This window comes from Reyranella sp., assembly GCF_004296935.1.
GTDB lineage: Bacteria > Pseudomonadota > Alphaproteobacteria > Reyranellales > Reyranellaceae > Reyranella.
The window spans coordinates 1-24,150 of record NZ_SCVH01000118.1 but is presented as its reverse complement, the minus strand read 5'-3'; the positions used below and the strand labels follow the sequence as shown (position 1 = coordinate 24,150).

Sequence of the window (24,150 nt, the reverse complement as noted above, 5' to 3'; positions counted from 1 at the left end):
TCCGTGTCGGGAGTCCGTGCTGAGGGAGACGTGACGCTATTTGGGCACGTTGAAGTGGCCGGCCACGAAGCTCAGGTCGACGAACGACTTGGCGTCGGCGTCCTTGGCGACCTGGCCCGAGGCCTGCCAGAAGGCGACCTGCTTGTAAATGTCGCCGACGTCGAGCCGGCCCTCGGGATCGATGAAGGGCAGGCCCTGCGCCACCCGCTCCGGCGGCTGCTTCAGCGCCACCGACAGCAGCGCGATCATCTCGTCGTAGTTCGGGCCCGGTACCAGTTTGCCGTTCTCGCGCTTGCCGAAGGCCTGGTTGTAGGCCGCGGCGCCGCGCCGGTAGCCCACCAGGAATTTCTCCACCAGCGGCCGGCGCTCGGCGATGGTCTTGGGCGAGGTGAAGACGGCGCCGAGTTGCCACGGCTCCTCGTCGCCGACATAGGCGATGATATGGCCGCCCGCCTCCGACTCGACCTGGCGGTATGTGGTGATGGGAAAGCTGGCGGCATCGACCTGGCCGCCCTTGAAGGCCGCCGCCATGTTGGGCAATGACTGCAGCGGCACCATGATGATGGTCTTGGCGTCGACGCCATATTTGCGCGCCAGGATCTCAATCGAATAGTGCATCGAGGACCCCGCCGTGGTCATGGCGACGCGCTTGCCGGCGAGGTCCTTGATCGAGCGCACGCCGGCGTCCCACGCCTGCTTCGTCACGGCGATGACGTTGAGCTGAAATCCCGGCCGCTCCGCGCTTTGCGCCGCGATCACCTTCAGCCCGCCCTTGGCCGCCAGATTGTAGAAACCGGCGGTGAAGGCCGTAGTCCCGAAATCGGCGTCGCCGGAGACGATGGCGAGCGGCACCTGGGCCGCGGCGGTGAAATCCTTGAGCGTGAGGTCGACCCCCGCTTCCCTGAACCAGCCCTTCTCCTGGGCGATGAAGACCGGCCCGGACGAGGACAGCCGCAGGAGCGCGATCGAGGCCTTGGTGAGCTCCTGCGCGCGGGCGGCAGGCGCCAGCGTTGCGGCCATGGCGCCGCCCAGCGCCACGCGGCGTGTCAGACGATGATTCAACAAACTTGCCTCCCATTCCCTCTTGTCCTCTCCCCCTTCAGGGGGAGAGGAGTACGAGTGGCAAGTATGGCGGCGCCCTACTTCTTCGTCACGCCCCAGAAGGTCGTGATCGGAGGTGGCACCGGGCGGGTGCCGACGTTGGCACGCACCGCACCGACACCGAACCATTCGCCCAGGGGCACATGGGTGACGATCTGGAGCGCATAGCGCTGCGCCTCCTCGGCGACCGCCTTCTTCTCGGCGTCGGTCGCGGCCTTGACGTACTTGTCGCGCAGCTTCTCCATGGCCTCGTCGCACGGCCAGCCGGCGCGGGCCTTGTCGCAGTTCGCGGCCAGGAAGGGCGTCATCAGCGGGTCGAGGATGTCGACCTGCGACCAGCTCGTGGAAAAGGCGTTCCAGCCGCCTTCCGACACCGGCACCTTCTTCTGCAGCCGCACGATCATGCTCTGCCAGTCGAGCGGCTGCAGATCGACCTTGAAGCCGGCCTTCTCGAGGGCCGCCTTGGCGACGGGACCGAGCTGCTTGATGACGCCGAGGTCGGTCGGATAGAGCAGCGTGACGGGCGTGCCGTCGTAGCCCGATGCCGCCAGCATCTCCTTGGCCTTGGCCGAATTGCCCTCGACCAGCCCTTCCATGCCGGCGTCGGTGGCGAGCGGCGTGTCGCAGGTGAACATCGCCTTGCAGGTCCGGTAGAAGCGGCTGTCGCCGATGTTGGCCTGCAGGAAATCGATCTGGTTCAGGGCCATGGCCGCGGCCTGGCGGACCTTGACGTTGTTGAAGGGCGGCAGCAGCCAGTTCATGCGGAACACGTACTGGTTGGAGGTCGTGTTCTTGATGATGCGGATGTTCTTGTTCTTCTCGAGCAGCGGCAGGTGATCAGAGCTCACCGACTCCAGCATGTCGATCTCGCCGTTCAGCAGCGCGTTCACCTGCGTCTCGGCGTCGGGAATCCACACCCATTCGACCCTGTCGAGGCCCACGACCTTGCCGCCCGCCAGGCCCGACATCGGCTCGGCGCGCGGCTTGTACTTGGCGAACTTGGTGTAGACCAGCTTCTCGCCCGGCTTCCATTCATCCTTCTTGAACACGAAGGGGCCGGAGCCGACATAGTCGTCGATCTGCTTGAACGGATCGGTCTCGGCGATGCGCTTGGGCATCATGAAGGGCACGACGACCGACGGTTTGCCGATCGCGTTGATAAGCTGGCCGAACTTTTCCTTGAGCACGATCTGGAAGGTCCTGGGATCGACGACCTTGTATTCCAGGATCGACTGCGCGAGCTTCTGGCCCATCGCGTCGCGCGCCGACCAGCGTTTCAGCGAGGCGACGCAATCCTCCGCCGTCACCGGCTGGCCGTCATGCCATTCCAGGCCGTCGCGCAGCTTGAAGGTCCAGGTCAATCCATCGTCGCTGGTCGTGAAACTGTCGACCATCTGCGGCTTCACCTGGAACTTCTCGTCCATGGCGAACAGCGTGTCGTAGAGCATGTAGCCGTGGTTGCGCGTGATGTAGGCGCCGCTCCAGATCGGATCGAGCACCTTCACGTCGGAATGCATGACGACTTTAAGCGTCTGCGCCGAGGCAGCGGACGACAGCGCAGCGGCGATGGCAGCGGCTGCAATTAACACAAAACGACGCATGGAATGGTCCCCCGACAAATGGAGGTCCAAACTCTAGGCCGCCCGGGGCGCGCCTGTCACCGGTCAGTCGAGCAGGTCCGAAATCAGCGTCGCCCGCCGGGACAGACAAGGCGGCGGTCGTATACTGGCAGCCGGTCAGGCTGGAGGTGGTCATGTCTATTGAATCCTGGGCATTGTTCGGGGCGATGGTACTGGGGCTTGTGCACCTCGCCGTCGCGTCGTTCGCCTTCAAGGCGCAGGTCGGGAACACCTATACCGTCGGCGCGCGCGACGAGGATCTTCGACCCGCCGGCGTTGCCGGACGTCTCGACCGGGCACAACGCAACTTCCTCGAAACCTTTGCGATCTTTGCCGCTGCCGTGCTGATGCTCGAGATCTTCCATCGAACGGGATGGTGGCTGAGCGAGGCCGGTGCAGTGATCTATCTCGGTGGGCGGGTGCTCTTCCTGCCCCTCTATGCAACCGGCGTCCGGTGGCTGCGGACGTTCAGCTGGAACATCGCATCCGCGGGACTGGTCATGGTCATGGCGGCAGTGGTCTGGCCAGCCTGAGGCCCATCCTGATGTCCTACCAGCGCCCCTGCCCGGATCAGTCGAGCATGCCGGTGACTTCCGGCAGCCACAGCGACAGGCTCGGGTAATAGAGGCAGAGGAACAGGCCGATGACCTGCAGGATGAGGAACGGATACATGCCGCGGTAGACGTCCGACATCGACACGCCGGGCGGCACAGTGCCCTTCATGTAGAAAAGCGTGGCCCCGAAGGGCGGCGACATGAAGGAGGTCTGCAGGTTCACCGCCACCAGGGTGGCGAACCACGGCATGAACCAGGCGTTGTTGCCGATGTGGCTGGAGAAATCCATCTTGGCCAGGATCGGGGCAAAAATCGGCAGCACGATCAGGCAGATCTCGATCCACTCGAACGGGAAGCCGAGCAGGAAGATCAGGATCATGACGAAGATCAGCATCTCCCACGGCGTGTCGACGCCGAGATGCAAGAGCGTGCTCAGCATCAGCTCGTCGCCGCCCAGTTCGCGGAAGATCAGGGAGAAGCCGGTGGCACCCAGCACCACCATGAAGACCAGGCCGTTGGCGCGGCACGAGTCGCGGATGGATTCCCTGATCATCTGCAGGCTGAAGCGGCCGTTCATCCAGGCGATCAGGATGGCGCCGGCGCAGCCGACGCCCGCGCTCTCGGTGGCCGTGGCGAAGCCGGCGAAGATCGAGCCCAGCACGACCACCATCAGGACGGTCATGGGCAGCATGCCGAAGGCCACGACCTTCCAGACCTCCCCCCAGGTCTGCGGCCCCGATTCCTTCGGCATCTTGGGCGCCCAGCTGGGCTTGGCGATGGCGACGCCCCAGATGTAGACGAGATAGAGACCCGACAGCAGGAAGCCCGGAATGGTCGCTGCCGCGAACAGTGCGCCCAGCGAGGTGTTGAGCATCTCGCCCATCACGACCAGCATGATCGAGGGCGGTATCAGGATGCCCAGCGTCCCCGCCGAACCGATGGTGCCGATCGCCAGGCGCTTGTCGTAGCCCGCCGCCAACATGGGCGGCAGCGAGATCAGCGACAACATGATGACCGACGCGCCGACCACGCCGATCGGCGCGGCCAGGATGGTGCCCATCACCATGACCGCGACGGCGAGCCCACCCGGCGTGCGGCGCAGCATGACCTGCGAGGCGTCGAGCATGTCCTTGGCGACGCCGCTTCGTTCGAGCAGCGCGCCCATGAAGATGAACATGGGCAGCGACACCAGCACGGGATCGACGGCGACGCCGCCCCACATGCGCAGCAGGATGTTGGTGAGCTTGACCAGCGGGAAATCGCCCAAACTCCAGGCGATCAGGCCGAAGGCGAGACCGGTGCCGCCCAGGACGAAGGCCACGGGATAGCCGCAGAAGATGACGGCGAACATCGTCACGAACATGACGAGCGCCAGGTTTTCGCTGAGCCAAGCGATCATGAGGGCACGCCGCGAAACATCATGTCGGATCGACGAAGCGTTCGATGTTAAGGTCGGCAGGGCGGCCCGCCACCCCGCCGGAAAGAAAGACGATCAGCCGCAAGATCACGGCAACGATGGCGGCGACCAGCATCCACAGGCCGAGCACGAAGAAGGCCTTGATGATCCAGCGGTGCGACAGGCCGATCACGGCCTCGGAACTCTCGCCGGTCATGTAGGAAGTGGCGACGAAACCCAGGCCGTACCAGGCGACGATGCCGGCGTAGGGCAATGCGAAGGCGAGGCAGCCCGCGATCTCGACCCACGCCCGCGTGCGCAGCGAACGATGGGCCGTCAGGGTATCGACGCGCGGATGGGCATTCAGGATGTAGCACTGGCCGAGCCACATCGAGAACAGAATGGTGTGCAGATGCCACTCGAGTTCCTGCAACCGGGTCGATCCCATGCCCGGGATCTGGAACCCCATCTTGCGGCTCATGATGTCGAAGCAGATGACGACCATCAGCACGACCATCAGCCAGCCCGACCAGTCGGCGATGGTACGCAACACCCGTTCGATGGTGTCGGCGACGCCCAGCAACGCTTGCATACTCAAAATCCCTTCGGCGCTTCCCCGACGCTTGGTTACCGGGTCAATCGAGGAATCCGAACTCGCGCGGCAGGTACAGGATGATCTCCGGCCAGATGATGCAGAAGGTGAGCGCCAGCATCTGCAATGCCACGAACGGGACGATGCCACGATAGATGTGCATCATCGTCACCGAGGGCGGCACGGTCGCTTTCATGTAGAACAGCGCGAAGCCGAAGGGTGGCGTCAGGAAGGCCGACTGCAAGTTGACCGACACCAGGATCACGAACCAGACCATGAAGTCCTTGTTCTCGGTGATGTGCGGCGTGAAATCGATGGCCTTCAGGATGGGCGCGAAGATCGGCAGCACGATCAGGCAGATTTCGAGCCAGTCGAAGAAGAAGCCCATGATGAAGACCAGCACCATCACGAAGACCAGGATTTCCCAGCCCGAGTCGATGCCGGCGGCCTTCAGCATCTCGGCCACCAGGTCGTCGCCCCCCAGCGCCCGGAAGACGAAGGAGAACAGCGTTGCGCCGAAGATGATGAAGAAGACCAGGGCGTTGGTGAGCGCCGAACTCTCGATGACCTCCCTCAGCATCTTCATGCTGAGGCGCTTGTTCCACCACGCCAGCGCCAGTGCGCCGGCACAGCCGGTGCCGCCTGCCTCGGTCGGCGTCGCCCAGCCGCCGAAGATCGAGCCCAGCACGACGAAGATCAGGAAGGCCGGCGGCAGGAAGCTGCGAAAAATCATTTGCATCAACTCGGCGGAACCCTGGGGCCCGACGTCGGTCGCCAGCGGCGGCGCGAGATCCGGCCGCACGGCGGCGAGGATGCCGACATAAACGAGGTAGATGCCCGACAGTACCAGGCCCGGAATGATCGCCGCGGTGAACAGCGTGCCGACCGAGAGCGTCATGAGATCGCCCATGATGACCAGCATGATACTGGGCGGAATCAGGATTCCCAGTGTCCCCGCCGACGCGATCGTGCCGACCGACAGTTCCTTGGAGTAGCCCATCGCCAGCATGGTCGGGAGCGCGATCAGGGTCAGCATGATCACCGAGGCGCCGACGATTCCGGTCGTCGCCGCCATGATCGTGCCCATCAGGGTCACCGACATGGCGAGTCCGCCGGGAATCCGCCGGGTGAGCACCTGCAGGGCCTTGAGGAGTTCGTCCGCGACGCCGGATTTTTCCAGGATCGTTCCCATGAAGACGAACATGGGCACCGCGATCAGGACCTGGTTCTGCACGGCCTGGCCCCAGATGCGCGGGATCAGGCTGCCGAACTGGGCCGGCCGGAAGACGTCGAACATCATTCCGAGGACGCCGAAGGCGAGTGCCACGCCGCCGAGGACGAAGGCCACCGGATAGCCCACGAACATGATGAACGTGAGCACCAGGAACATGAGGATGGAGAGATGGTCGCCGACCCATTCCATGGCGCGCCTCCTATTGGCCGACCACGGGCGTCGAGGCGCGCGCGGCGAGGTCGGGAGGACCGAAGATCATGACCAGCTTGCGGAACATGACCGAGATGACCGCCACGTCGAGCAGCAGCAGGCCGAGGAACAGGCAGGACTTGATGATCCATCGCCACTCCAGCCCGTTCGGCGCGTCGGATCGCTCGTTCTGCAGGAACGACACTTCGGCGAAGAAGAAGGCGTAGTAGGTGGCCACCAGGCAATAGGGGATGGCGAAGAAGAGGATGCCGAAGATCTCCAGCTTGGCCTTCTGGCGCGGCGTCCTGTGGCCGGTGAACACGTCGATGCGGACATGGACGTCACGGGTATAGGCGTAACCCAGCCAGAACAGGAACAGCGCACCATGAAGGTGCCACTCGAGCTCCTGGATCGGCGTCGAGCCAAAGCCGGGAATCTGGAAGCCGAGCTTGCGGGTCAGCACGTCCCAGCAAATGACCACCACCAGGACGAGGAACAACCAACCGAACGCATGCGCGACTCGCTGCAACGTGCGATCGATCACGTCACTCACATTCAACATTGCCTGCATTACGCGAACTCCCCCCCCAAGAAGAAGCGGCCGCCCCGAGGAGCGGCCGCGTACGCCTTTTCGTCGGCTACTTGAGGTAGCCGCGCTCCTTCCAGAGCGAGTAATCCGCACGGTACTTGCTGAGCGAGTCCCAGGCCTTCTTGAATTCCGGGCTCTTGGCAGCCTGCTCCGCCGCGACCTTGTCCCATTCCTTCTGGAAGGCGGCGAGGAATTCGGGGCTCCAGGTCATCAGCTTGACGCCCTTGCCCTCGATCTCCTTCAGGGCAGGTCCCTGAACCGTTTCGCCGACGCTGATGCCCTTGAGCACGGTCTGGTCGCAGGCCGCCTCGACCTGGGCCTTCTGCGTCGCCGACAGCGAATCCCACTTGGTCTTGTTGATGATCATGTCACCGAACGTCGCCTGCTGATGCCAGCCCGGGAAGTAGTAGAACTTCGCCACCTGGTGGAAGCCGAGGCTCAGGTCCATCACCGGCATCGAGAACTCGGTGGCGTCGATGGTGCCGAGCTGCAGCGCCTGGAAGATTTCACCGGCCTGCAGGAGCTGGGTCGAGACACCGAGATTCTGCATGACGTTGGCGCCAAGACCGAAGAAGCGCATCTTGAGGCCCTTGAGGTCCTCGAGAGTCTTGATCTCCTTGCGGAACCAGCCCGAGGCCTCGGGCGGGATCAGATGGCAGATCACTGAATGGATGTTGTACTTGGCGTAGAGCGCCTGCAGCAATTTCTCGCCGCCGCCCTCCTTCATCCAGCCGAGGTATTCGCCGAGGCCCGGGCCGAACGGCACGGTCGAGTACACGGCGAAGGCGATGTCCTTGCCGGTCCAGAAGCCCGGCGTCGCCCAGGCGGCGTCGAGCGCACCCGACGAGACCGCGTCGAACGCCTGTCCCGGCGGCACCAGGGCACCCGGCTCGAAGAACTTCATGTCGATGCTGCCGCCCGACAATTTGTTGACCTGGTCGACCGTGTATTTGGCGTTCGGTCCCAGCAGGGCCAGCGTCGACGCGAAGTTCGACTGCATCTGGATGCGGACCTTCTTGTCCTGGGCGACGGCCGTGCCTGCGCCCAGGGCCACCGCCGCAGCAGCCGCGATTACTCCCAACTTACCAATCACGCGCATGTTTTTTCCTCCCGTAGGTCCAAGCCACGGCGAAAGACAGTCGACTTCGTTGGTCTAGTCCTTCGCTCCCTGATCCGACGGCCGTTGATCGACCTGCCGGTTGCCGCCCCGATTCCGGATGCAACAAAGTTGTCTGACAACGAAATTGCCGGCCGGCGCCCGGAATGTCAAACAACTATCAGTCGAGGCGGTACACGCGGCTCGCGGTGCCCGAAAACAGGGCAGTCTTCTCGGAAGCCGAGGCGCCCGATGCCAGACGCTTGAAGGCATTCCACAGCACGCCGTAGCCGGATGTGATCTTGTCGACCGGGAAATTGCTTTCGAACATGCAGCGATTTGCACCGAACAGTTCGATGCAGGTCTCGACCCAGGGCTTGAAGGCCTCGGCCAGCATCTGCGAGCTGGGCGGCGCCGGGCGCTGATAGAAATCGAACCAGCCCATGGCCATGCCGAGGCCGCCGACCTTTACGACGATGTTCTGGCGCTTCGCGAGTTCGATCATCGATTTCTGCCAGGCGGCCCTCACCTCGTCATGGCGGCCGGCGTATCCGGCGTAGCCCAAGGGCCCGCCGACATGGTCGAGAATGACGGTCGTGCCGGGAAAGGCATCGGCGAGCTCGGCGATCTCGGCCAGCTGCGGATGATAGAGCCAGGCATCGAAGGTGAGGTTGCGCCTGGCCAGCTCGGCGAAGCCCGCGCGCCAGGTCTTGTCGCGTGTCAGCTCCGGCGTCGGATCGGTCCGGGAGTTGCGGATGCCGGGATCCGCGTCCCAGCCGGTCTGATGGCGGATGCCCTTGAAGCGGCCGTTGCCGGCGGCGATCTGGGCATCGAACACGGCGCCCGCCCTGCCGCCCAGGCGCAGGTCGACATGGCCGACAATGCCGGCGCAGGCGCGCAGATTGCCGTAGAGGCCGCTCGCACTCATGGCGGCGACGCCATTGGCGAACTCGGTCTCGCCGGTGCAGCGCAACTCGGCCGGGCCGCCCTTGCGGTACATCGAGTGGCAATCGACGAAGACGGTGGCGACGATGTTGTGGCCGGTCCGGGTGTCGGCAAGCAGGTCGTGGAACAGGTAGTCGTTGCCGGCGCGCTGCCACAAATGATGGTGCGGATCGACGATGGGCAAGTCGGGTTCGAGGGCGGGTTCGCTCACCTTGGCGACCCAGGCCGCGTCGGGAGTCATCACGTTGCCGAGCTGCGGTGCTTGTTCAGTCATTGCGGCCTCTACAATACGGGCGTTTCCCCGATCATAGAGACATGGGCGGCGATGACTTTCCAGCCTGCATCGGGGAAGCGCACCCAGGTCTGCATCTGCCGGCCGGTCATCTCCCGGCCGCGCACCTTGTAGACCAACGTGACGGTGGCGATGCCGCGGCCCACGGTCACGATATCGAGGCGCAGGCGCTTCTCCTTGGTGCCGGGGCCCGGCACGCGCGCCACGCGATGGGCGTGGATGCGGTCAAAGCCGTAGCCGTGCTCGTGGTTCGCCAGACGGATGGCGTACGGGCTGTTCCAGAAGGTGGTGTCGAGCACCTCGACGTTCTTGTCGATCAGGGCCTGCTCGTAGCGCTCGAAGAGCTGACGGACTTCCTCGACAACTTCGGGAATGTTGGGCGTGCGATCGCTCACGCCGTCTTGTCCAGAGCCCGGGCCACGGCGACCAGCGTGGCGTCGCTGCCGCGCGGTCCGATGATCGAGAGCCCGATCGGCAGGCCATCGACCGTCGCACCTGGAATGTTGACCTGCGGATGGCCGGCGAGGCCGCCCTGTGCGCAGAGGCAGGTGATGCGGTCGCGCAACGGATCGAGCACGGAGAGCGGTTGGCCGCAGAGCGGCGCCGGGAACGGCGTGGTCGGCAGGCAGAGGATGGTGCCGGCCGGCAGCAGGTACTTCATGCGGCTGCGCGCTTCCTGACGCATCAGGTTGGCCCACACGCGCTCGCTCTCGGGGATCATCGAGCCCATCACCAGCGCCTTGGCGACCGAGAAGGCGAAGCGTGGATTGCCCTTGTCGAGCCAGTCCTTGAACGTGGCATAGGCCTCGACGGGCTGCAGGCTGCGCTGCGCCCGCGCCCACACCGAGAGGCCCTGCGGCGCCATGATCTCCTCGCGGCTGTCGCCGATGAGCGCGCCGAGGCGCTTCACCGTCGGCTGCAGGGCTTCGGCGACGTTGGCATCGGCAAAACCGAAGGTGTCCACCGCCACGATCAGTTTGGTCGGCAGCGCTGTTGGAATCGCCTCGCTCAACAATGCCGACGACACCCTGGCGAAGGTCGCGGCGTCGCGGGCGAACCAGCCCGTGGTGTCAGAGGTCGGTGCCTGGGGCAGCATGCCGGTGACGTCGATCCGTCCGTGCGTCGGGCGGATGCCGTAGAGGCCGCAGAAGCTCGCGGGCACCCGCACCGAGCCGCCGGTATCGGTGCCGAGCGCAGTATCGCAGATCCCTGCCGCGACCGCGGCCGCCGAGCCGGACGAGGAGCCGCCCGGCACACGGCCCGGTGCCCGGACGTTGACCGGCGTGCCGTCGAAGGCGTTCTCGCCCAGGATGCCGAGCGAGACTTCGTCGGTGATGGTCTTGCCGATCAGCGTCGCGCCGGCATCGAGCAGGGTCTGCACCGCCCACGCGTTCTTCTTCGGGATGGGCCGGCCGGTCGGCCAGTCGTGGTTGCCGCCACCCGTCACGACGCCCGCGACGTCGAACAGATCCTTGGCGGCGAAGGTGAGACCGCCGAGCGGCCCGCCGGCGCGTCCCTCGATGCGGACACGCGGGCCCGGCACGAACGCGCCGATATCGTCGGTCATGGAAGCTGCTCTCTTGTCGGAAGGGGAACTATTCGGCCGGCGCGGCAGGCACCCGGCCCCTGGTGCGCCAGCGCCTGGCCCAGCCCGGGCTGAAGCGCATGCCGGTCAGGCGGTCGAACCAGATATAGACCACCGGCGTGATGAACAGCGTGAGCAGCTGCGACACCAGCAGGCCGCCAACCACCGTGATGCCGAGCGGCTGGCGCAGTTCGGCGCCGGCACCGCTGCCGAGGGCGATCGGCAGTGCACCGAGCAGCGCGCACACGGTGGTCATCATGATCGGACGGAAGCGCAGCTGTGCGGCCTCGACGATGGCGACCTCGGCCGACGCGCCCTGCGAGCGCCGTTCGATGGCGAAGTCGACCATCATGATGGCGTTCTTCTTGACGATGCCGATCAGCATGACGACGCCGATCATGGCGATGACGCTGAGGTCCATGCCGAACAGCATCAGCGTCGCCAGCGCGCCGATGCCTGCCGACGGCAGGCCGGACAGGATGGTGAGCGGGTGGATGAAGTTCTCATAGAGAATGCCGAGGATGATGTAGATCACCAGCACGGCGGCAAACAGCAGCAGCCCCTGGTTGGCGACCGCCTGCTGGAAGACCTGGGCGCTGCCCTCGAAGCTGGTGGCGACGCTGGCCGGCAGGCCGACTTCGGCCGCCGCCGCCTGGATGTCGGCGACCGCCTGGCCGAGCGCAATGCCCGGCGCCAGATTGAACGAGACGATCACCGAGGGAAGCTGGGCGATGTGGTTGACGGTGAGTGCCGTCGGCTTGTCGATGCGCTTGGCCAGCGTATCGAGCGGCACCAGACTGCCGTTGGGCGTGCGCACCTGCAGGCGGCGCAGGATGTCGCTGGCATCGGCGTACTTCGGATCGGCCTCGAGGATGACCTGATAGGTGTCGTCGGAGGCGTAGATCGTCGACACCTGACGCGAGCCGAAAGCCGAATAGAGCAGCAGCCGAATCTGATCGACCGAGATGCCGAGCCGGGAAGCGATGTCGCGGTCGATCTCGATCAGCGCCGAGCGGGCGCGGACCTGCAGGTCGGTGTTGACGTCGAGGATGCTGGGGATGCGACGCATCGCGGCTTCCATCCGCGGCGCGTATTCACGCAGGAGCGCGAGATCGCTCGAGCGCATGCCGAACTGGTACTGCGCCCGCGTCTGGGTCGTGCCGATGTTGATCGACTGCACCGCCTGGAAAAAGATGTTGATGCCGGGCACCGTGGCCGTGGCGCGGCGCAAGCGGGCGATCACCTGCTGGGCGCTGTCCTTCCGTTCGGGCTTGTCGCGCAGCATGATGAACATGCGCCCCGACGTGACCGTTGCCGCGGCGTTGCCGCCACCGACCGTCGACACGACCGAAGCGACATCGGGATCGCGCCGGATGACCTCGGCCAGAGCCGTCTGGCGCGCGACCATGGCGTCGAACGAGGCATCGTCGGGGCCGACCGTCGAACCGGTGATCTGGCCGATATCCTCGGACGGAAAGAAGCCCTTGGGCACCGCCTGGAACAGGATCGCGGTCACAACGAAGGTGCCGAGCGTGAAGGCAAGGACGATGCGCGGCATTCTGACGGTGCGCTTCAGCGCCCAGGCGTAACCGTCGGTGACCTTCTTGAAACTCCACTCGAAGAGCCTGAGCAGGAAGTTGTGCTTCTCGTGGTGGTCGATCGGCTTCAGCATGCGCGAGCACAGCATCGGCGTCAGCGTCAGCGACACCAGGCCGGAGATCAGGATCGCCATGCTGATGACGAGGCCGAATTCGTTGAACATGCGGCCGACCACGCCGCCCATGAACAGCACCGGAATGAACACGGCGACCAGCGACAGCGTCATCGAAATGATGGTGAAGCCGACCTCCTTGGAGCCCTTGAAGGCGGCCTCCATCGGTTTCTCGCCGGCCTCGATGTGGCGCACGATGTTCTCGAGCATGACGATGGCGTCGTCGACGACGAAGCCGACCGCCAGCGTCAATGCCAGTAGCGAGATGTTGTCGATCGAGTGGCCGAGAACGTACATGCCGGCGAAGGTGCCGATGATCGAGATCGGCAGCGCGACCGCTGGAATGAGGGTGGCCCTGAAGCTGCGCAGGAAGAAATAGATCGCGATGATCACCAGGACGGCGGCGAGGACGAGCGTGAATTCGACATCTTCGACGGCGTCGCGGATCGACTTGGAGCGGTCGGCAAGCAACCGGACTTCGACGCCCGGCGGCAGCTCGGCCTGGATTTGCGGCAGGATCGCCTTGACCCGGTCGACGACCTCGACGGTGTTGGCGTCGGGCTGCCGGTAGACGCCCATGATGATGGCGCGCGTGCCATCGAGCCAGCTCGCGACCTTGTCGTTCTCGACGCTGTCGACGGCGGTGGCGACGTCGGACAGGCGCACCGGTGCACCGTTCTGCCAGCTCACGATCACCGGCATGTAGTCGGCCGCCTTGTTGATCGGTCCGGTGGCGTCGAGGATGGCGTTCTGTTTCTGGTCGGCGATCGAGCCGACCGGCTTGCTCGAGTTGGCGTTGACGACGGCGTTCTGCAGCTCCTGCATGGTGAGGCCGCGGACCGCCAGCTGGTCGAGATCGGCCCGCACGCGCACGGCGAACTTCTGCGAACCGAAGATCAGGACCTGGGCGACGCCGGGCAGGGTCGAGACGCGCGGCAGGATCGCCCGGTTGGCGAAGGCGTCGATGTCCGACAGCCGCACCTGGGAGGAGCGCAGTGCCAGGAACATCACCGCCCAGTCGGCCGGATTGACCTTGCGGAAGCTGGGCGGCGTCGTCATTTCCGGCGGCAGCCGCCGCATCGCCGAGGAGATCGCCGACTGCACGTCGAGCGCGGCGCCGTCGATGCTCCGGTTGAGGTCGAACTGCAGGACGATCGATGTGTTGCCGAGCGAAGAGGTCGAGGTCATCGTCGTCACGCCGGCGATGGTCGAGAACTGGCGCTCCAGGATCGATGCCACCGACGCCGCCATCGTCTCGGGGCTGGCCCCGGGAAGCTGGGCCGTCACCTGGATGGTCGGAAATTCGACGCGCGGGATCGCGGCGACGGGGAGCTGCTTGTAGGCGAACATGCCGGCGATGACGAACGACGCCATGACCAGGATGGTCATCACCGGCCGGCGGATACAGAGTTCTGACAGATTCATATCCGGTCTCCGTGCCGATCAGCCGCGCGGCGGCGCCGGGGGCTTGGCCACCTCGGCCGGCGGCGGGCGCACGGCGACCGCAGCACCGTTGACCAGCCGAAGCTGGCCGTCGACCACGACGGACTCACCATCGGCGAGGCCCTTGCCGATCACCGACTCGCCGCTCTGGGTACGGCTGACGACAACCTGCCGGACCTCCGCGACCCCATCCTTGACGACGAACACGTAGGCCCCCAGCGGCGAAAGCTGGACGGCTGCCGACGGAACCGCGACCGCCTCCGGCTCAATGCCGAGGATGACCTCGACCCTGACGAACTGGCCGGGCCAGAGAAGCTCGTTGGCATTGGCGATACGCGCCTTGGCGGTCACCGTGCCGGTGTTGGGATCGACGGTGTTTTCGATGAACGCCATCGCGCCGGATTGCTTCTTGGCCTCGCCGACGATCGCGGTGACCTTGACCGGGCCCTTGGCCATGGCGGCGCGCAGGTCGGGCAAGAGCACCTGCGGGATCGCGAAGGAGACGAAGATCGGGTCGACCTGGTTGATGGTTGCCAGCGTGCTGGCGAGCGAATTGTCGCCGACCCGGACGACCGCACCCGCCTTGCTCGCAATCGAGCCGATTCGGCCCGACACCGGTGCACGGATCTCGGTGTAGGTGAGCAGCGTCGTGACGCTCGCCTTGGCCGCCTCGTCGGCCTCGAGTTGGGCTTCGGCCGCCTTGACCGATGTGTGAGCGTTGTCACGCTGCACCACGGTGCCGGCGTTCTTCGACAGCAGATCCTCATAACGCTGATGGTCGCGCCGGGCCTGGACGAGCTGCGCCTGGTCCTTGCGGATCTGGGCCTCGATCTGGCCGAGCTGGGCCTTGAGCGTGCGGGAATCGAGTTCGAACAGCAGGTCGCCTTCCTTGACCAGCGCGCCCTCCTCGACATGGACCTTCATGATCTGGCTGTCGATGCGCGGCTTGATCTGGATGGAGGCGATCGCCTGCACGGTGCCGACCGCATCGACGATGACCGGCATCGGCTTCTGGGCGATCTTGGCGACCACGACCGGGACCGGCCCACCGGGATTGGCACGGCCACGCCGGCCCTGCGGTTGCGCCATGCCGGCCGGGCTGCTGGCCTGGGCCTGCTCGGCGGCTTTCGCCGATGTGCCAAACCCCAGGCGCTGGGCCACGTCATTGCGATAAACATAGGCAGTCCCGCAGACTACGACCGCGACCGTAGCCAAGACCACCAGACGGACCATCCGCATACCCGTAGTCTCCAAACCCCAAGCCCCACGGAATTATAGGCCCAGCTTCCCCCCGCCGGACAGTCACAACCGTGGCAAGACCGAGGATTCCACGCAAAAAACCCGCCACAAAGGGCGGGTTTTCACAGTGTTTGGCGGTAAAGCCCCGTTAGCGGCTGTAGTACTCGACGACCAGCGACGGCTCCATCTGGACCGGATAGGGCACGTCGGCCAGCTTCGGGCCGCGGACGTAGGTGCCCTTCATGGCCTGATGGTCGGCCGTGACATACTCCGGCACGTCGCGCTCGGCGGTCTGCGTGGCCTCGATGACGCGGGCCATTTCCTTGGCCTTCGAGGTCAGCTCGATCACGTCGTTGTCCTTCACCAGGTACGACGCGATGTTGACGCGGCGGCCGTTCACCTTGACGTGGCCATGGCTCACGAGCTGGCGCGAGGCGAACACGGTGATGGCGAACTTCATGCGGTAGATGACCGCGTCCAGCCGGCGCTCGAGCAACTCGACCAGGTTCTCGCCGGTGTCACCCTTGCGGCGCACGGCCTCGAGATAATAGCGGCGGAGCTGACGCTCGCCGACCGAGCCGTAGTAGCCCTTGAGCCGCTGCTTCGCCATCAACTGCAGGCGATAGTCGGTCGGCTTGGTGCGACCCTGGCCATGCTGGCCGGGACCGTACTCGCGCTTGTTGATCGGGCTCTTGGGACGGCCCCACAGGTTGACCCTGAGGCGGCGGTCGATCTTGTACTTCGAATTCGCGCGCTTGCTCACGCAGCACTCCGTCGGTTTTGCGCCCCGCTTTGCGGTGACGCGCTGTTGTCCGGATAGGCCTTGATCCAGCATGTGCTGGGGCGGGATGCAGGCCCAAACGGCGCGCAACCACGTTCTCCGGAAGAAGGGCGGAACATACTGGCGAAAGCAGGCCAGTCAAGCACGCGTTCCTGCTGCAATATCAAAGGCTTAGATCTCAACCAGCACCACCTCATGCGTAACGTTGGCCGACTTCTTCACCATGGCCGTGGCCGAGCAGTACTTCTCGTCGGACAGGCTGACCGCCCGTTCGACCAGCGCCTTGTTCAATTTCCGGCCGCGGACCGTGTAGACGAGCTTCACCGAGGTAAAGACCTTGGGATGGTCGTCGGCCCGTTCGGCGACCAGCGACACCTCCACCCCTTCGATGTCCTGGCGCTGCTTCTTCAGCATCGAGACGACGTCGATGGCGGTGCAGCCGCCCATGCCCATCAGCACCACCTCCATCGGCCGCGCGGCGAGGTTGCGGCCGCCGACGTCGGGCGAGCCGTCCATGGTGATGGTGTGGCCGCTGCCCGCCTCGGCGACGAACAGCGCGCCGTCGACCCAGGAAATCTTGGCGGTGGTGGACATGGCTATTCCTCGTGCTTGTTCTTGGAGAGAAATTTGATGACGCCGTGGAAGGTGCGCGCCTCCTGCTCCGTCATCTCGGCGCGCTGCAGCAGCGCCTTGAGATTGAGCACCATCGAGGGCCGCATGTCCTTGTTGCGCAGAAAACCCGACTGGTCGAGCGCGCGCTCGAGATGGTCGAACAGGTTCTGCAGCTCCTCCTTGGTCGCGGGCCGCGTCGCGTGCTCGGCCATGCGCGAGACCGGCGTGGTGTCGCCGGCGGTCGCCCATTCGTAGGCGACCAGCAGCACGGCCTGGGCGATGTTGAGCGAGGAGAATTGCGGATTGAGCGGGATCGAGAGCGCGGTGTCGGCATGGACCATGTCGTCGTTCTCGAGTCCGGTGCGCTCGGGTCCGAACAGGATTCCGACGCGCTCGCCCTGCCCGAGCCAGCCGCGCATCTCGAGGGCAGCACGCCTGGGCGTCAGGATGCGCTGGCTGAGTTCGCGGTTGCGCGCCGTGGTCGCGACCACCCGTTCGAGGTCGGCCACCGCGGCCTGCACCGTGTCGAAGACCTCGGCCCCCTCCAGCACGACGTCGGCGCCCGAGGCAGCGCGCTGCGCCCTGTCGTTCGGCCAGCCGTCGCGCGGGCTCACCAGGCGCAGGGTCGAGAGGCCGCAATTCAGCATCGCGCGCGCCGCCATGCCGATGTTCTCGCCCAGCTGCGGCCGCACCAGGATGATCACGGGCGCGGTGATGGCGGTCGCGCGGCCCTTCGAAGCTCGTCCCATGCCGCCGTATAACGTGGTTAGCGCGTTACGATAAGGGCCGGGCGCCGCATCAGGAACAGCAGCGGGATGAGGACCAGCGAACAGATCATCATGACCCGGAAATCGTTGAGATAGCCGATCAGCGCTGCCTGACGGTTGATCTCGGCGTCCCAGACGGCAAGCAGCGCCGGGTCGGCGCCCGGCAGGCCGCGGCCGAGCGGCCAGCCGGGATGGAAAGGCGTGAACTTCTCGACGATGTCGGCGCGGTTCTGCTGCGTGTTGCTGGCCAGCATCGACACCAGCACGGCGATGCCGACGCTGGCACCGAGATTGCGCAGCAGTGCGTTGATCGCGGCGCCCTCGGTGCGCAGCCGGGCCGGCAGGGTGGCGAAGGTGAGCACGGTGAGCGGCGGGAACACCAGACCGAGCCCGAAGCCCAGCAGCACGCCGTTCCAGACAATGTGGCTCTCGCTGACGTTCAGGTTGAACAGCGTCATGTCCCACAAGGACAGTGCGCAAAGCCCGAAACCGAGGGCGATCAGCAGGCGCGAATCGATGCGCCCGATCAGGCGCGACACCAGCATCATCGACACCATCATACCGGCGCCGCGCGGCGCCAGCACGACGCCGGTGGTGAAGACCGGATAGCCCATGAGCTGTTGCAGGAAGGGCGGCATCAGGGTCGCCGAGACGATCAGCACGAGACCGGCGAGTGCCGTGAAGATGAGGCCGACCGAGAGGTTGCGGTCGCGAAACAGGTCGCGCGACAGGAACGGCTGGCGGTCTGTCATCATGTGGATCAGGAACATCGCGAAGGCCACGCCCGCCACCAGCGTCTCGCCGATGATCTCGACCGAGTCGTACCAGTCGAGCATGTGGCCGCGATCGAGCATGAGCTGGAACGAGCCGATGGCCACGGCCAGCAGCGTGAAGCCCAGCAGGTCGAAGCGCCGGGGCCGGTCGTGGACGCTGTCGCGCACCAGCGCGAGGATGCCGAGCGTGCAGAGGATGCCGACCGGCAGGTTGACGTAGAACACCCAGCGCCAGGTGAATTCGTCGGTCAGCCAGCCGCCCAGCGACGGGCCGGCGATCGGGCCCAGCATGGTGCCGACGCCCCACATCGCCATCGCCTTGCCCTGCTCCTCGCGCGGATAGGTGTCCATCATGATGGCCTGCGACACCGGCACCAGTGCCGCTCCGAAGCCGCCCTGCAGGGCGCGGAACAGCACGAGCTGGTCGAGCGACTGCGCCGCGCCGCACAGCATCGAAACGATCGTGAAGCCGACCACGCAGGTCGCGAGCGTGCGGCGGAGGCCAAAGCGCATGGCGCAGAAGCCGGCGAGCGGCGTCATGATGGCGGACGCCACGATGTAGGACGTGACCACCCACGAGACCTGCTCCTGGGTGGCCGACAGCGAACCCTGGATCGACGGTAGCGCCACGTTGGCGATGGTGCCGTCGAGCGCATGCATGATGGTGGCGGCCATCACCGTGAAGGTGATCAGGCGGCGGCGGCGCAGCAACGCCGGATCGGTGGCCGGCGCCATTGCCTCAGGGCTTGGCGGTGGCCGAGGCGCTCGACAGGCCGAGCGACCTGCCGAGCGCGGCCAGGAGCCCGCCCAGCGAGCGGCTGTGACCGGTATCGATCTCGACCGTCGTGCTCATGCCGACCCGAAGCGGCGGGTCGCCGTCGCGGCAGGTGACGGCGATCCTGACCGGAATGCGCTGGACCACCTTCACCCAGTTGCCACTGGCGTTCTGCGGCGGCAGCACGGCAAACTCCGCGCCGGTCGCCTGCGAGATGCTCGCCACCGTGCCGGTGCACTCGGCATCGGGATAGGTGTCGACGTGGATCGCGGCCTTCTGGCCCGGCCGCACGCGCGTGAGCTCGGTCTCCTTGAAGTTGGCCTCGATCCAGAGGTCGGTGTCGGCGACGACGATCATCACCGGCACGCCGGCAGTGGCGTAGCTGCCCGGCACCGGCCGCTTGGCGACGATGCCGTCGAGCGGCGCCTCGATGGTGGTACGGCGAAGCTGCAGCAGCGCCTCGTCGCGCGCCGCCATCATCTGCCTGACCTTGGGATGATCGTCGGTGCGGATCCTGCGATCACCGGCCAGCGCCGCCTCGATGCGGGTCAGGTCCTCCTGCGCCGCCGAGATACGCTGGCGCGCCACGTCGAGCGCGAGGCGCGCCTCCTCGAGCTTCTGGGTCGAGGCGATCTTCTTCTCGGCCAGCCCCGCCTGGCGCTCGAACTCCGCCTCGGCATAGGTCTGCTGGCTGAGCGCGGCCTTGATCTCCTCGCGTTTGACGCGCCATTGCGCGCGCAGGCCGCGGATCTCGGCGCGCGCCGACTCGATCTCGGCCTCGAGCCTGACGAGCGACAGGCGATAGGACTGGTCGTCGAGCTTGAACAGGAGCTGGCCGCGCGAGACCGCCTGGTTCTCCTTCACCGGCACCTCGACGATGATGCCGCTGAGTTCGGTGGCGATCTGGGCGCGGTCGCCCTTCACATAGGCATTGTCGGTCGTGATGGTGCGCCCCGACGACAGCCAGACGAACAGCGTCACGGCGAGGACGAACAGCGGCAGCAACCACATGACGGCACGGGCAAGGACGCGTCCAGCCACGCGCGGCCGCCGCGTTACGGCCGCCGCGATGGGCGGGTTCTGGGTGTCCAGATGCTCTCCGTCTCGCACGCCAGATATGGTCTGCCCCGCCCTATCGCAGGTCAACTGGCGCACGGGGCATGGCTGCTAGGCGGGCGCCGCCGGGAGTCTTGCTATGCCGGCTGCGCCGGCCAAACTTCTATGCCGGCTGCGCCGGCCGGGCACCGTCGCGGAACAGCTTGTAGGTGATGGCGTCGTAGAGGGCGTTGTACGAGGCGTCGACGATGTTGGGCGACACGCCGATGGTGCTCCAGCGCCGCCCCTTTGCATCGGCACTCTCGATCATGACGCGGGTGGTGGCGGCTGTACCGCCGGCCGAGTCGAGGATCCTCACCTTGAAGTCGACCAGCCGCATGTCCTCGAGTTCGGGATAGATCGGCAGCAATGCCTTCCGCAGCGCAGCATCGAGGGCGTTCACGGGGCCGTTGCCCTCGCCCACTTCCATCGCCCGCCGGCCGGCGATGTCGAGCTTCACCGTGGCCTCGGAGAGGGCGACCAGCACGCCGCGGGCATTGACCCGCCGCTCGGCCAGCACGCGGAAGCTCTGCAGGGCGAAGTAGTCGGGCACGGTATGCAGCTCGTGGCGCGCCAAAAGTTCGAACGAGGCGTCGGCGCCGTCATAGGCATAGCCCTCGGCCTCGCGCTCCTTGACGATCTCGAGCAGCCGGGCGACGCCCGGATCCTTCGGATCGACCTCGAGCCCGATCTGGCGGAAGCGCGCCATGATGTTGGAGCGGCCGGCCTGGTCGCTGACCACGATGATGCGCTGGTTGCCGACGAGTTCCGGGTCGATGTGCTCGTAGGTCCTGGGATCCTTCTCGACCGCCGAGACATGCAGGCCGCCCTTGTGCGCGAAGGCGCGGGTGCCGACGTAGGCCGCACTTCGGTTGGGCGTGACGTTCAACCGGTCGTCGAGCAGGCGCGACAGATGCGTCAGCCGCTGCAGCGCGCCCTCTTTCAGCCCAGTGTCGAAGCCCATCTTGAGCACGAGGTTGGGAATGAGGGCGATCATGTTGGCGTTGCCGCAGCGTTCGCCGAGGCCATTGATGGTGCCCTGGACCTGGCGCACGCCGGCGCGCACGGCCGCCAGCGTGTTGGCGACAGCGTTCTCGGTGTCGTTGTGGGTGTGGATGCCGAGGCGCTCGCCGGGAATCTTCTTCACGACTTCGCCGACGATGCGTTCGATCTCGTGCGGCAGTGTCCCGCCGTTGGTGTCGCACAGCACCAGCCAGCGGGCGCCCGCCTTCTCTGCTGCGGCGAGGCAGGCCATCGCATAGTCGGGGTTGGCCTTGAAACCGTCGAAGAAATGCTCGGCGTCGAACATCACCTCTTCCATGCGCGTCTTCGCATAGGCCAGCGAATCGCCGATCATCCCGAGGTACTCGCCGCGATCGACTTCCAGCGCCACGTCGACATGGAAATCCCAGGTCTTGCCGACCATGCAGACGTTGCGCGCCTTGGTCGCCAGGATGGCGGCGAGGCCGGGATCGTTGGCGGCGCTGCGGCCGGCGCGCCGCGTCATGCCGAAGGCCGTGAACTTGGCGTTCTTGAATTCCGGCGGATCGGCGAAGAAGCGATCGTCGGTCGGGTTGGCGCCCGGCCAGCCGCCCTCGATGTAGTCGATGCCGAGCAGGTCGAGCTCGCGCGCGATCGTGACCTTGTCGGCCACGGTGAAATCCACGCCCTGGGTCTGGGCCCCGTCTCGCAGGGTGGTGTCGAAGAGATAGATGCGGTTGGACTGGCTCATGCGGGCCGCATCATAGTGGGCGAAAGAAGCGGGAGATACGCCTTATGACCACGGCCACGACCATCACCGAGCTGCGCACGACCCTTCTGGAGGTGCCCTGGCACGGCAAGCCGCCGGCGGCCGGGCTGAAGATCGAGACCAAGCGCGACATCTTCGTGCTCGAGATCGAGACCCAGGGCGGGCTCGTCGGCATGAGCTACCTGATGCCGCTGCGCGGCGGGCTCCATACCCTCGACGCCTGCATGAAGGAGCTCATTGCGCCCCATGTGATCGGCCGCGATGCGACGGAAATCGAGGCGATCTGGCAGGCGCTCTACAAGAGCAACTTCTGGCTGGGCCGCATGGGTGTCACGGTGTTCGCGCAGAGCGCCGTCGACATGGCGCTGTGGGACATCGTCGGCAAGCGTGCCGGCCTGCCCCTGTTCAGGCTTTGGGGCGCCGCCCGTACCGAGATCCCGGCCTACGGCTCCGGCGTGTTCCGCGGCCTCGGCCGCGACGGCATGATCGCCCGCGCCAAGGAGTTCACCGCGCAGGGCCTGAAGGCGATCAAGATGCAGGTCGCGCACATCAGGCCGTGGCGCGAGGACGTCGAGAACGTGAAGGCGATGCGCGAGGCGATGGGCGGCGGCATCGAGATCATGATCGACGTCAACATGGGCTGGGACGCCGACACCGCCATCCAGGCCGGCCACCGCATCGACGAGTTCGACCCCTACTGGCTGGAGGAGCCGGTGGTGGCCGAGGACTTCGCCGGCTACCGGCGCATCGCGGCCGCCTTGAAGACCCGCATCGTCGGCGGCGAGAGCCATTATGGCCGCAACGACCTCCGGCCCTTCTTCGAGCACCCGAGCACGCCGATCCTGCAGCCCGACCCGATGCGCGGCGGCTACAGCGAACTGCGCAAGATCGCGGCGGCAGCCGAACCCTGGGGCATCCGCATCGCTCCGCATCTCTTCCACGAGACGATGGTCCATGTGATGGCCTCGATCCCCAACGCCAACTATCTCGAATACATGACCTGGAACGACGACCTCTGGATCGAACCGGTGCTGCCGTCGAAGACCGGCATGATGTCGCCGCCCGAACGGCCGGGCCACGGCCTCGCCTTCCGGCCCGAGATCCTGAAGGACTTCAGGATCGGCGGGCAGCGGATCAAGGGCTGAAGCCGCCCGCTTCGAGTCCGGTGGAGGGCGGACAGAAAGGAAACTCACTTCGTGCTCCGCGCTGTCGCGCTGGACAAGGCCCAAGCCCTTCTGCCGTCTGATCTTTTCCGATCCTATCGGAGTCGCGAGATGTCCGCCGGAAGCGGACATTCCGGAGATCGACTTTCCTCTTTTTTCGTTGATATTCTGCGCGACTGGAACGCAGGCAAAGGAAGGGGTCCGGCCGATCATCGGCCGGATTTATAGGATAAAAAATCCTATCTCGTCAAGAGGCGACCGGTCTGGCCCGCTCGACGGTCCGCATGCGCTTGCGGATGAAGTTGATGAAAGTGCGCGCCGCCGGCGGCAGCGTGCGCTCGCGCTTGTAGGCAACACCCATCTCGGCGACCGGCGGCCTGCTCCGCCACGGCAGATCGAGAAGCGCCAGACGACCGGCGGCTATTTCGTCCTCGATCTGGCTCAGATGGCCGAGGCTGATGGCGTCGGTGCCAGACACGATCTCCATGCCGAGGCGAAACGACGAGACGGCGATCGACGGCAGGATATCGCCCGTCACCGGATCCACGGTGAAGCCGGAATCGATATCCTCGACCAGCGCGACTTTCTCGCGCGACATGCTGGAGAAGACGAAGGGATAGGGCCGCACATCCTCCGGCCGCAGCGCCTTCTTCTTCAGCAGCGGGTGGCCGGCACGGCAGTAATAGACCCCTTCCAGCTTGCCGAGCGGCTCGACGCGCAGCGACGGCACGCCGCGCAAGGCGATGATGTCGAGGACGGCAAAATCGACCCGATCCGTCATCAGCATCGAGAGCGCCGCCGTCCATTCGCGTTCCAGCAGCTCCAGGCGAACCGAGGGGCTGGCCTTGA

At 65.8% G+C, this 24,150-nt stretch carries 21 protein-coding genes; 2 read left to right on the top strand and 19 right to left on the bottom strand.

What is annotated here, in order from left to right; genetic code table 11:
* Nucleotides 1-36: 36 nt before the first annotated feature.
* Both EPO55_RS16810 and EPO55_RS16805 read right to left on the bottom strand, forming a co-directional pair.
* Nucleotides 37-1,062: an ABC transporter substrate-binding protein gene (locus EPO55_RS16810; protein WP_296338174.1), complete on the bottom strand. Its 1,026-nt coding sequence runs from the start codon at nt 1,060-1,062 to the stop codon at nt 37-39.
* A 77-nt stretch (nt 1,063-1,139) separates the two neighbouring features.
* Nucleotides 1,140-2,702 (bottom strand): ABC transporter substrate-binding protein, encoded by a 1,563-nt coding sequence (locus tag EPO55_RS16805; RefSeq protein WP_296338173.1) that lies wholly within the window; start codon nt 2,700-2,702, stop codon nt 1,140-1,142.
* 152 nt (nt 2,703-2,854) lie between these two features.
* Here EPO55_RS16805 and EPO55_RS16800 point away from each other — a divergent pair, with 152 nt between their 5' ends.
* Complete coding sequence (locus EPO55_RS16800; RefSeq protein ID WP_296338172.1) at nt 2,855-3,253, top strand: MAPEG family protein; 399 nt, start codon at nt 2,855-2,857, stop codon at nt 3,251-3,253.
* Nucleotides 3,254-3,290: 37 nt separating this feature from the next.
* Here the strand turns inward: EPO55_RS16800 and EPO55_RS16795 are convergent, their stop codons facing one another.
* The 16 genes from EPO55_RS16795 to cimA all read right to left on the bottom strand — a co-directional run bounded on the left by EPO55_RS16795 (nt 3,291) and on the right by cimA (nt 22,120).
* A complete protein-coding gene (locus EPO55_RS16795) occupies nt 3,291-4,673 on the bottom strand; it encodes a TRAP transporter large permease subunit (protein ID WP_296338171.1) in 1,383 nt (460 codons plus the stop codon).
* Between the two features lie 19 nt (nt 4,674-4,692).
* A complete protein-coding gene (locus EPO55_RS16790) occupies nt 4,693-5,262 on the bottom strand; it encodes a TRAP transporter small permease subunit (protein WP_296338170.1) in 570 nt (189 codons plus the stop codon).
* A 43-nt stretch (nt 5,263-5,305) separates the two neighbouring features.
* On the bottom strand, nt 5,306-6,685 hold the full coding sequence (locus EPO55_RS16785; RefSeq protein WP_296338169.1) for a TRAP transporter large permease subunit: 1,380 nt from the start codon (nt 6,683-6,685) through the stop codon (nt 5,306-5,308).
* 10 nt (nt 6,686-6,695) lie between these two features.
* A complete protein-coding gene (locus EPO55_RS16780) occupies nt 6,696-7,256 on the bottom strand; it encodes a TRAP transporter small permease subunit (protein ID WP_296338168.1) in 561 nt (186 codons plus the stop codon).
* A 67-nt stretch (nt 7,257-7,323) separates the two neighbouring features.
* Entirely contained in the window at nt 7,324-8,373 is a 1,050-nt protein-coding gene (locus EPO55_RS16775) for a TRAP transporter substrate-binding protein (protein ID WP_296338167.1), read from the bottom strand.
* Between the two features lie 178 nt (nt 8,374-8,551).
* Complete coding sequence (locus EPO55_RS16770) at nt 8,552-9,589, bottom strand: amidohydrolase family protein (RefSeq protein WP_296338165.1); 1,038 nt, start codon at nt 9,587-9,589, stop codon at nt 8,552-8,554.
* Nucleotides 9,590-9,597: 8 nt separating this feature from the next.
* Nucleotides 9,598-10,002, bottom strand: a complete 405-nt coding sequence (locus tag EPO55_RS16765) for an AtzH-like domain-containing protein (RefSeq protein WP_296338164.1) — start codon at nt 10,000-10,002, stop codon at nt 9,598-9,600.
* A complete protein-coding gene (locus EPO55_RS16760; RefSeq protein ID WP_296338163.1) occupies nt 9,999-11,174 on the bottom strand; it encodes an amidase in 1,176 nt (391 codons plus the stop codon). The genes EPO55_RS16765 and EPO55_RS16760 overlap by 4 nt, the downstream gene beginning before the upstream one ends.
* 28 nt (nt 11,175-11,202) lie before the next feature.
* Complete coding sequence (locus EPO55_RS16755) at nt 11,203-14,328, bottom strand: efflux RND transporter permease subunit (protein WP_296338162.1); 3,126 nt, start codon at nt 14,326-14,328, stop codon at nt 11,203-11,205.
* A gap of 18 nt (nt 14,329-14,346) precedes the next feature.
* On the bottom strand, nt 14,347-15,585 hold the full coding sequence (locus tag EPO55_RS16750) for an efflux RND transporter periplasmic adaptor subunit (protein ID WP_296338161.1): 1,239 nt from the start codon (nt 15,583-15,585) through the stop codon (nt 14,347-14,349).
* A gap of 148 nt (nt 15,586-15,733) precedes the next feature.
* Nucleotides 15,734-16,348, bottom strand: coding sequence for a 30S ribosomal protein S4 (gene rpsD, locus EPO55_RS16745; protein ID WP_296338160.1), 615 nt, complete (start codon nt 16,346-16,348; stop codon nt 15,734-15,736).
* A 189-nt stretch (nt 16,349-16,537) separates the two neighbouring features.
* Nucleotides 16,538-16,960: an OsmC family protein gene (locus EPO55_RS16740; RefSeq protein ID WP_296338159.1), complete on the bottom strand. Its 423-nt coding sequence runs from the start codon at nt 16,958-16,960 to the stop codon at nt 16,538-16,540.
* A gap of 2 nt (nt 16,961-16,962) precedes the next feature.
* Nucleotides 16,963-17,727, bottom strand: a complete 765-nt coding sequence (locus EPO55_RS16735) for an RNA methyltransferase (protein ID WP_296338158.1) — start codon at nt 17,725-17,727, stop codon at nt 16,963-16,965.
* A 17-nt stretch (nt 17,728-17,744) separates the two neighbouring features.
* A complete protein-coding gene (locus tag EPO55_RS16730; RefSeq protein WP_296338156.1) occupies nt 17,745-19,253 on the bottom strand; it encodes a DHA2 family efflux MFS transporter permease subunit in 1,509 nt (502 codons plus the stop codon).
* Between the two features lie 4 nt (nt 19,254-19,257).
* Nucleotides 19,258-20,334, bottom strand: coding sequence for an HlyD family secretion protein (locus tag EPO55_RS16725; RefSeq protein ID WP_296338154.1), 1,077 nt, complete (start codon nt 20,332-20,334; stop codon nt 19,258-19,260).
* Between the two features lie 178 nt (nt 20,335-20,512).
* Nucleotides 20,513-22,120 carry a citramalate synthase gene (gene cimA, locus EPO55_RS16720; RefSeq protein WP_296338152.1) on the bottom strand — a complete coding sequence of 536 codons (1,608 nt, stop codon included), beginning with the start codon at nt 22,118-22,120 and terminating at the stop codon, nt 20,513-20,515.
* A 44-nt stretch (nt 22,121-22,164) separates the two neighbouring features.
* Between cimA and EPO55_RS16715 the strand changes: the two genes are divergently transcribed.
* Complete coding sequence (locus EPO55_RS16715; protein WP_296338151.1) at nt 22,165-23,283, top strand: mandelate racemase/muconate lactonizing enzyme family protein; 1,119 nt, start codon at nt 22,165-22,167, stop codon at nt 23,281-23,283.
* Between the two features lie 265 nt (nt 23,284-23,548).
* Here EPO55_RS16715 and EPO55_RS16710 read toward each other — a convergent pair.
* Nucleotides 23,549-24,150: substrate-binding domain-containing protein (locus EPO55_RS16710; protein ID WP_296338150.1), on the bottom strand; the 602-nt coding region annotated here is incomplete at its 5' end.

What these genes read in the sequence shown, in the direction of transcription:
- EPO55_RS16805 (WP_296338173.1), bottom strand. Translation starts at nt 2,702, where the DNA reads ATGCGTCGTTTTGTGTTAATTGCAGCCGCTGCCATCGCCGCTGCGCTG.
- EPO55_RS16800 (WP_296338172.1), top strand. Translation starts at nt 2,855, where the DNA reads ATGTCTATTGAATCCTGGGCATTGTTCGGGGCGATGGTACTGGGGCTT.
- EPO55_RS16795 (WP_296338171.1), bottom strand. Translation starts at nt 4,673, where the DNA reads ATGATCGCTTGGCTCAGCGAAAACCTGGCGCTCGTCATGTTCGTGACG.
- EPO55_RS16790 (WP_296338170.1), bottom strand. Translation starts at nt 5,262, where the DNA reads ATGCAAGCGTTGCTGGGCGTCGCCGACACCATCGAACGGGTGTTGCGT.
- EPO55_RS16785 (WP_296338169.1), bottom strand. Translation starts at nt 6,685, where the DNA reads ATGGAATGGGTCGGCGACCATCTCTCCATCCTCATGTTCCTGGTGCTC.
- EPO55_RS16780 (WP_296338168.1), bottom strand. Translation starts at nt 7,256, where the DNA reads ATGCAGGCAATGTTGAATGTGAGTGACGTGATCGATCGCACGTTGCAG.
- EPO55_RS16775 (WP_296338167.1), bottom strand. Translation starts at nt 8,373, where the DNA reads ATGCGCGTGATTGGTAAGTTGGGAGTAATCGCGGCTGCTGCGGCGGTG.
- EPO55_RS16770 (WP_296338165.1), bottom strand. Translation starts at nt 9,589, where the DNA reads ATGACTGAACAAGCACCGCAGCTCGGCAACGTGATGACTCCCGACGCG.
- EPO55_RS16760 (WP_296338163.1), bottom strand. Translation starts at nt 11,174, where the DNA reads ATGACCGACGATATCGGCGCGTTCGTGCCGGGCCCGCGTGTCCGCATC.
- EPO55_RS16755 (WP_296338162.1), bottom strand. Translation starts at nt 14,328, where the DNA reads ATGAATCTGTCAGAACTCTGTATCCGCCGGCCGGTGATGACCATCCTG.
- EPO55_RS16750 (WP_296338161.1), bottom strand. Translation starts at nt 15,585, where the DNA reads ATGCGGATGGTCCGTCTGGTGGTCTTGGCTACGGTCGCGGTCGTAGTC.
- EPO55_RS16740 (WP_296338159.1), bottom strand. Translation starts at nt 16,960, where the DNA reads ATGTCCACCACCGCCAAGATTTCCTGGGTCGACGGCGCGCTGTTCGTC.
- EPO55_RS16735 (WP_296338158.1), bottom strand. Translation starts at nt 17,727, where the DNA reads ATGGGACGAGCTTCGAAGGGCCGCGCGACCGCCATCACCGCGCCCGTG.
- EPO55_RS16730 (WP_296338156.1), bottom strand. Translation starts at nt 19,253, where the DNA reads ATGGCGCCGGCCACCGATCCGGCGTTGCTGCGCCGCCGCCGCCTGATC.
- cimA (WP_296338152.1), bottom strand. Translation starts at nt 22,120, where the DNA reads ATGAGCCAGTCCAACCGCATCTATCTCTTCGACACCACCCTGCGAGAC.
- EPO55_RS16715 (WP_296338151.1), top strand. Translation starts at nt 22,165, where the DNA reads ATGACCACGGCCACGACCATCACCGAGCTGCGCACGACCCTTCTGGAG.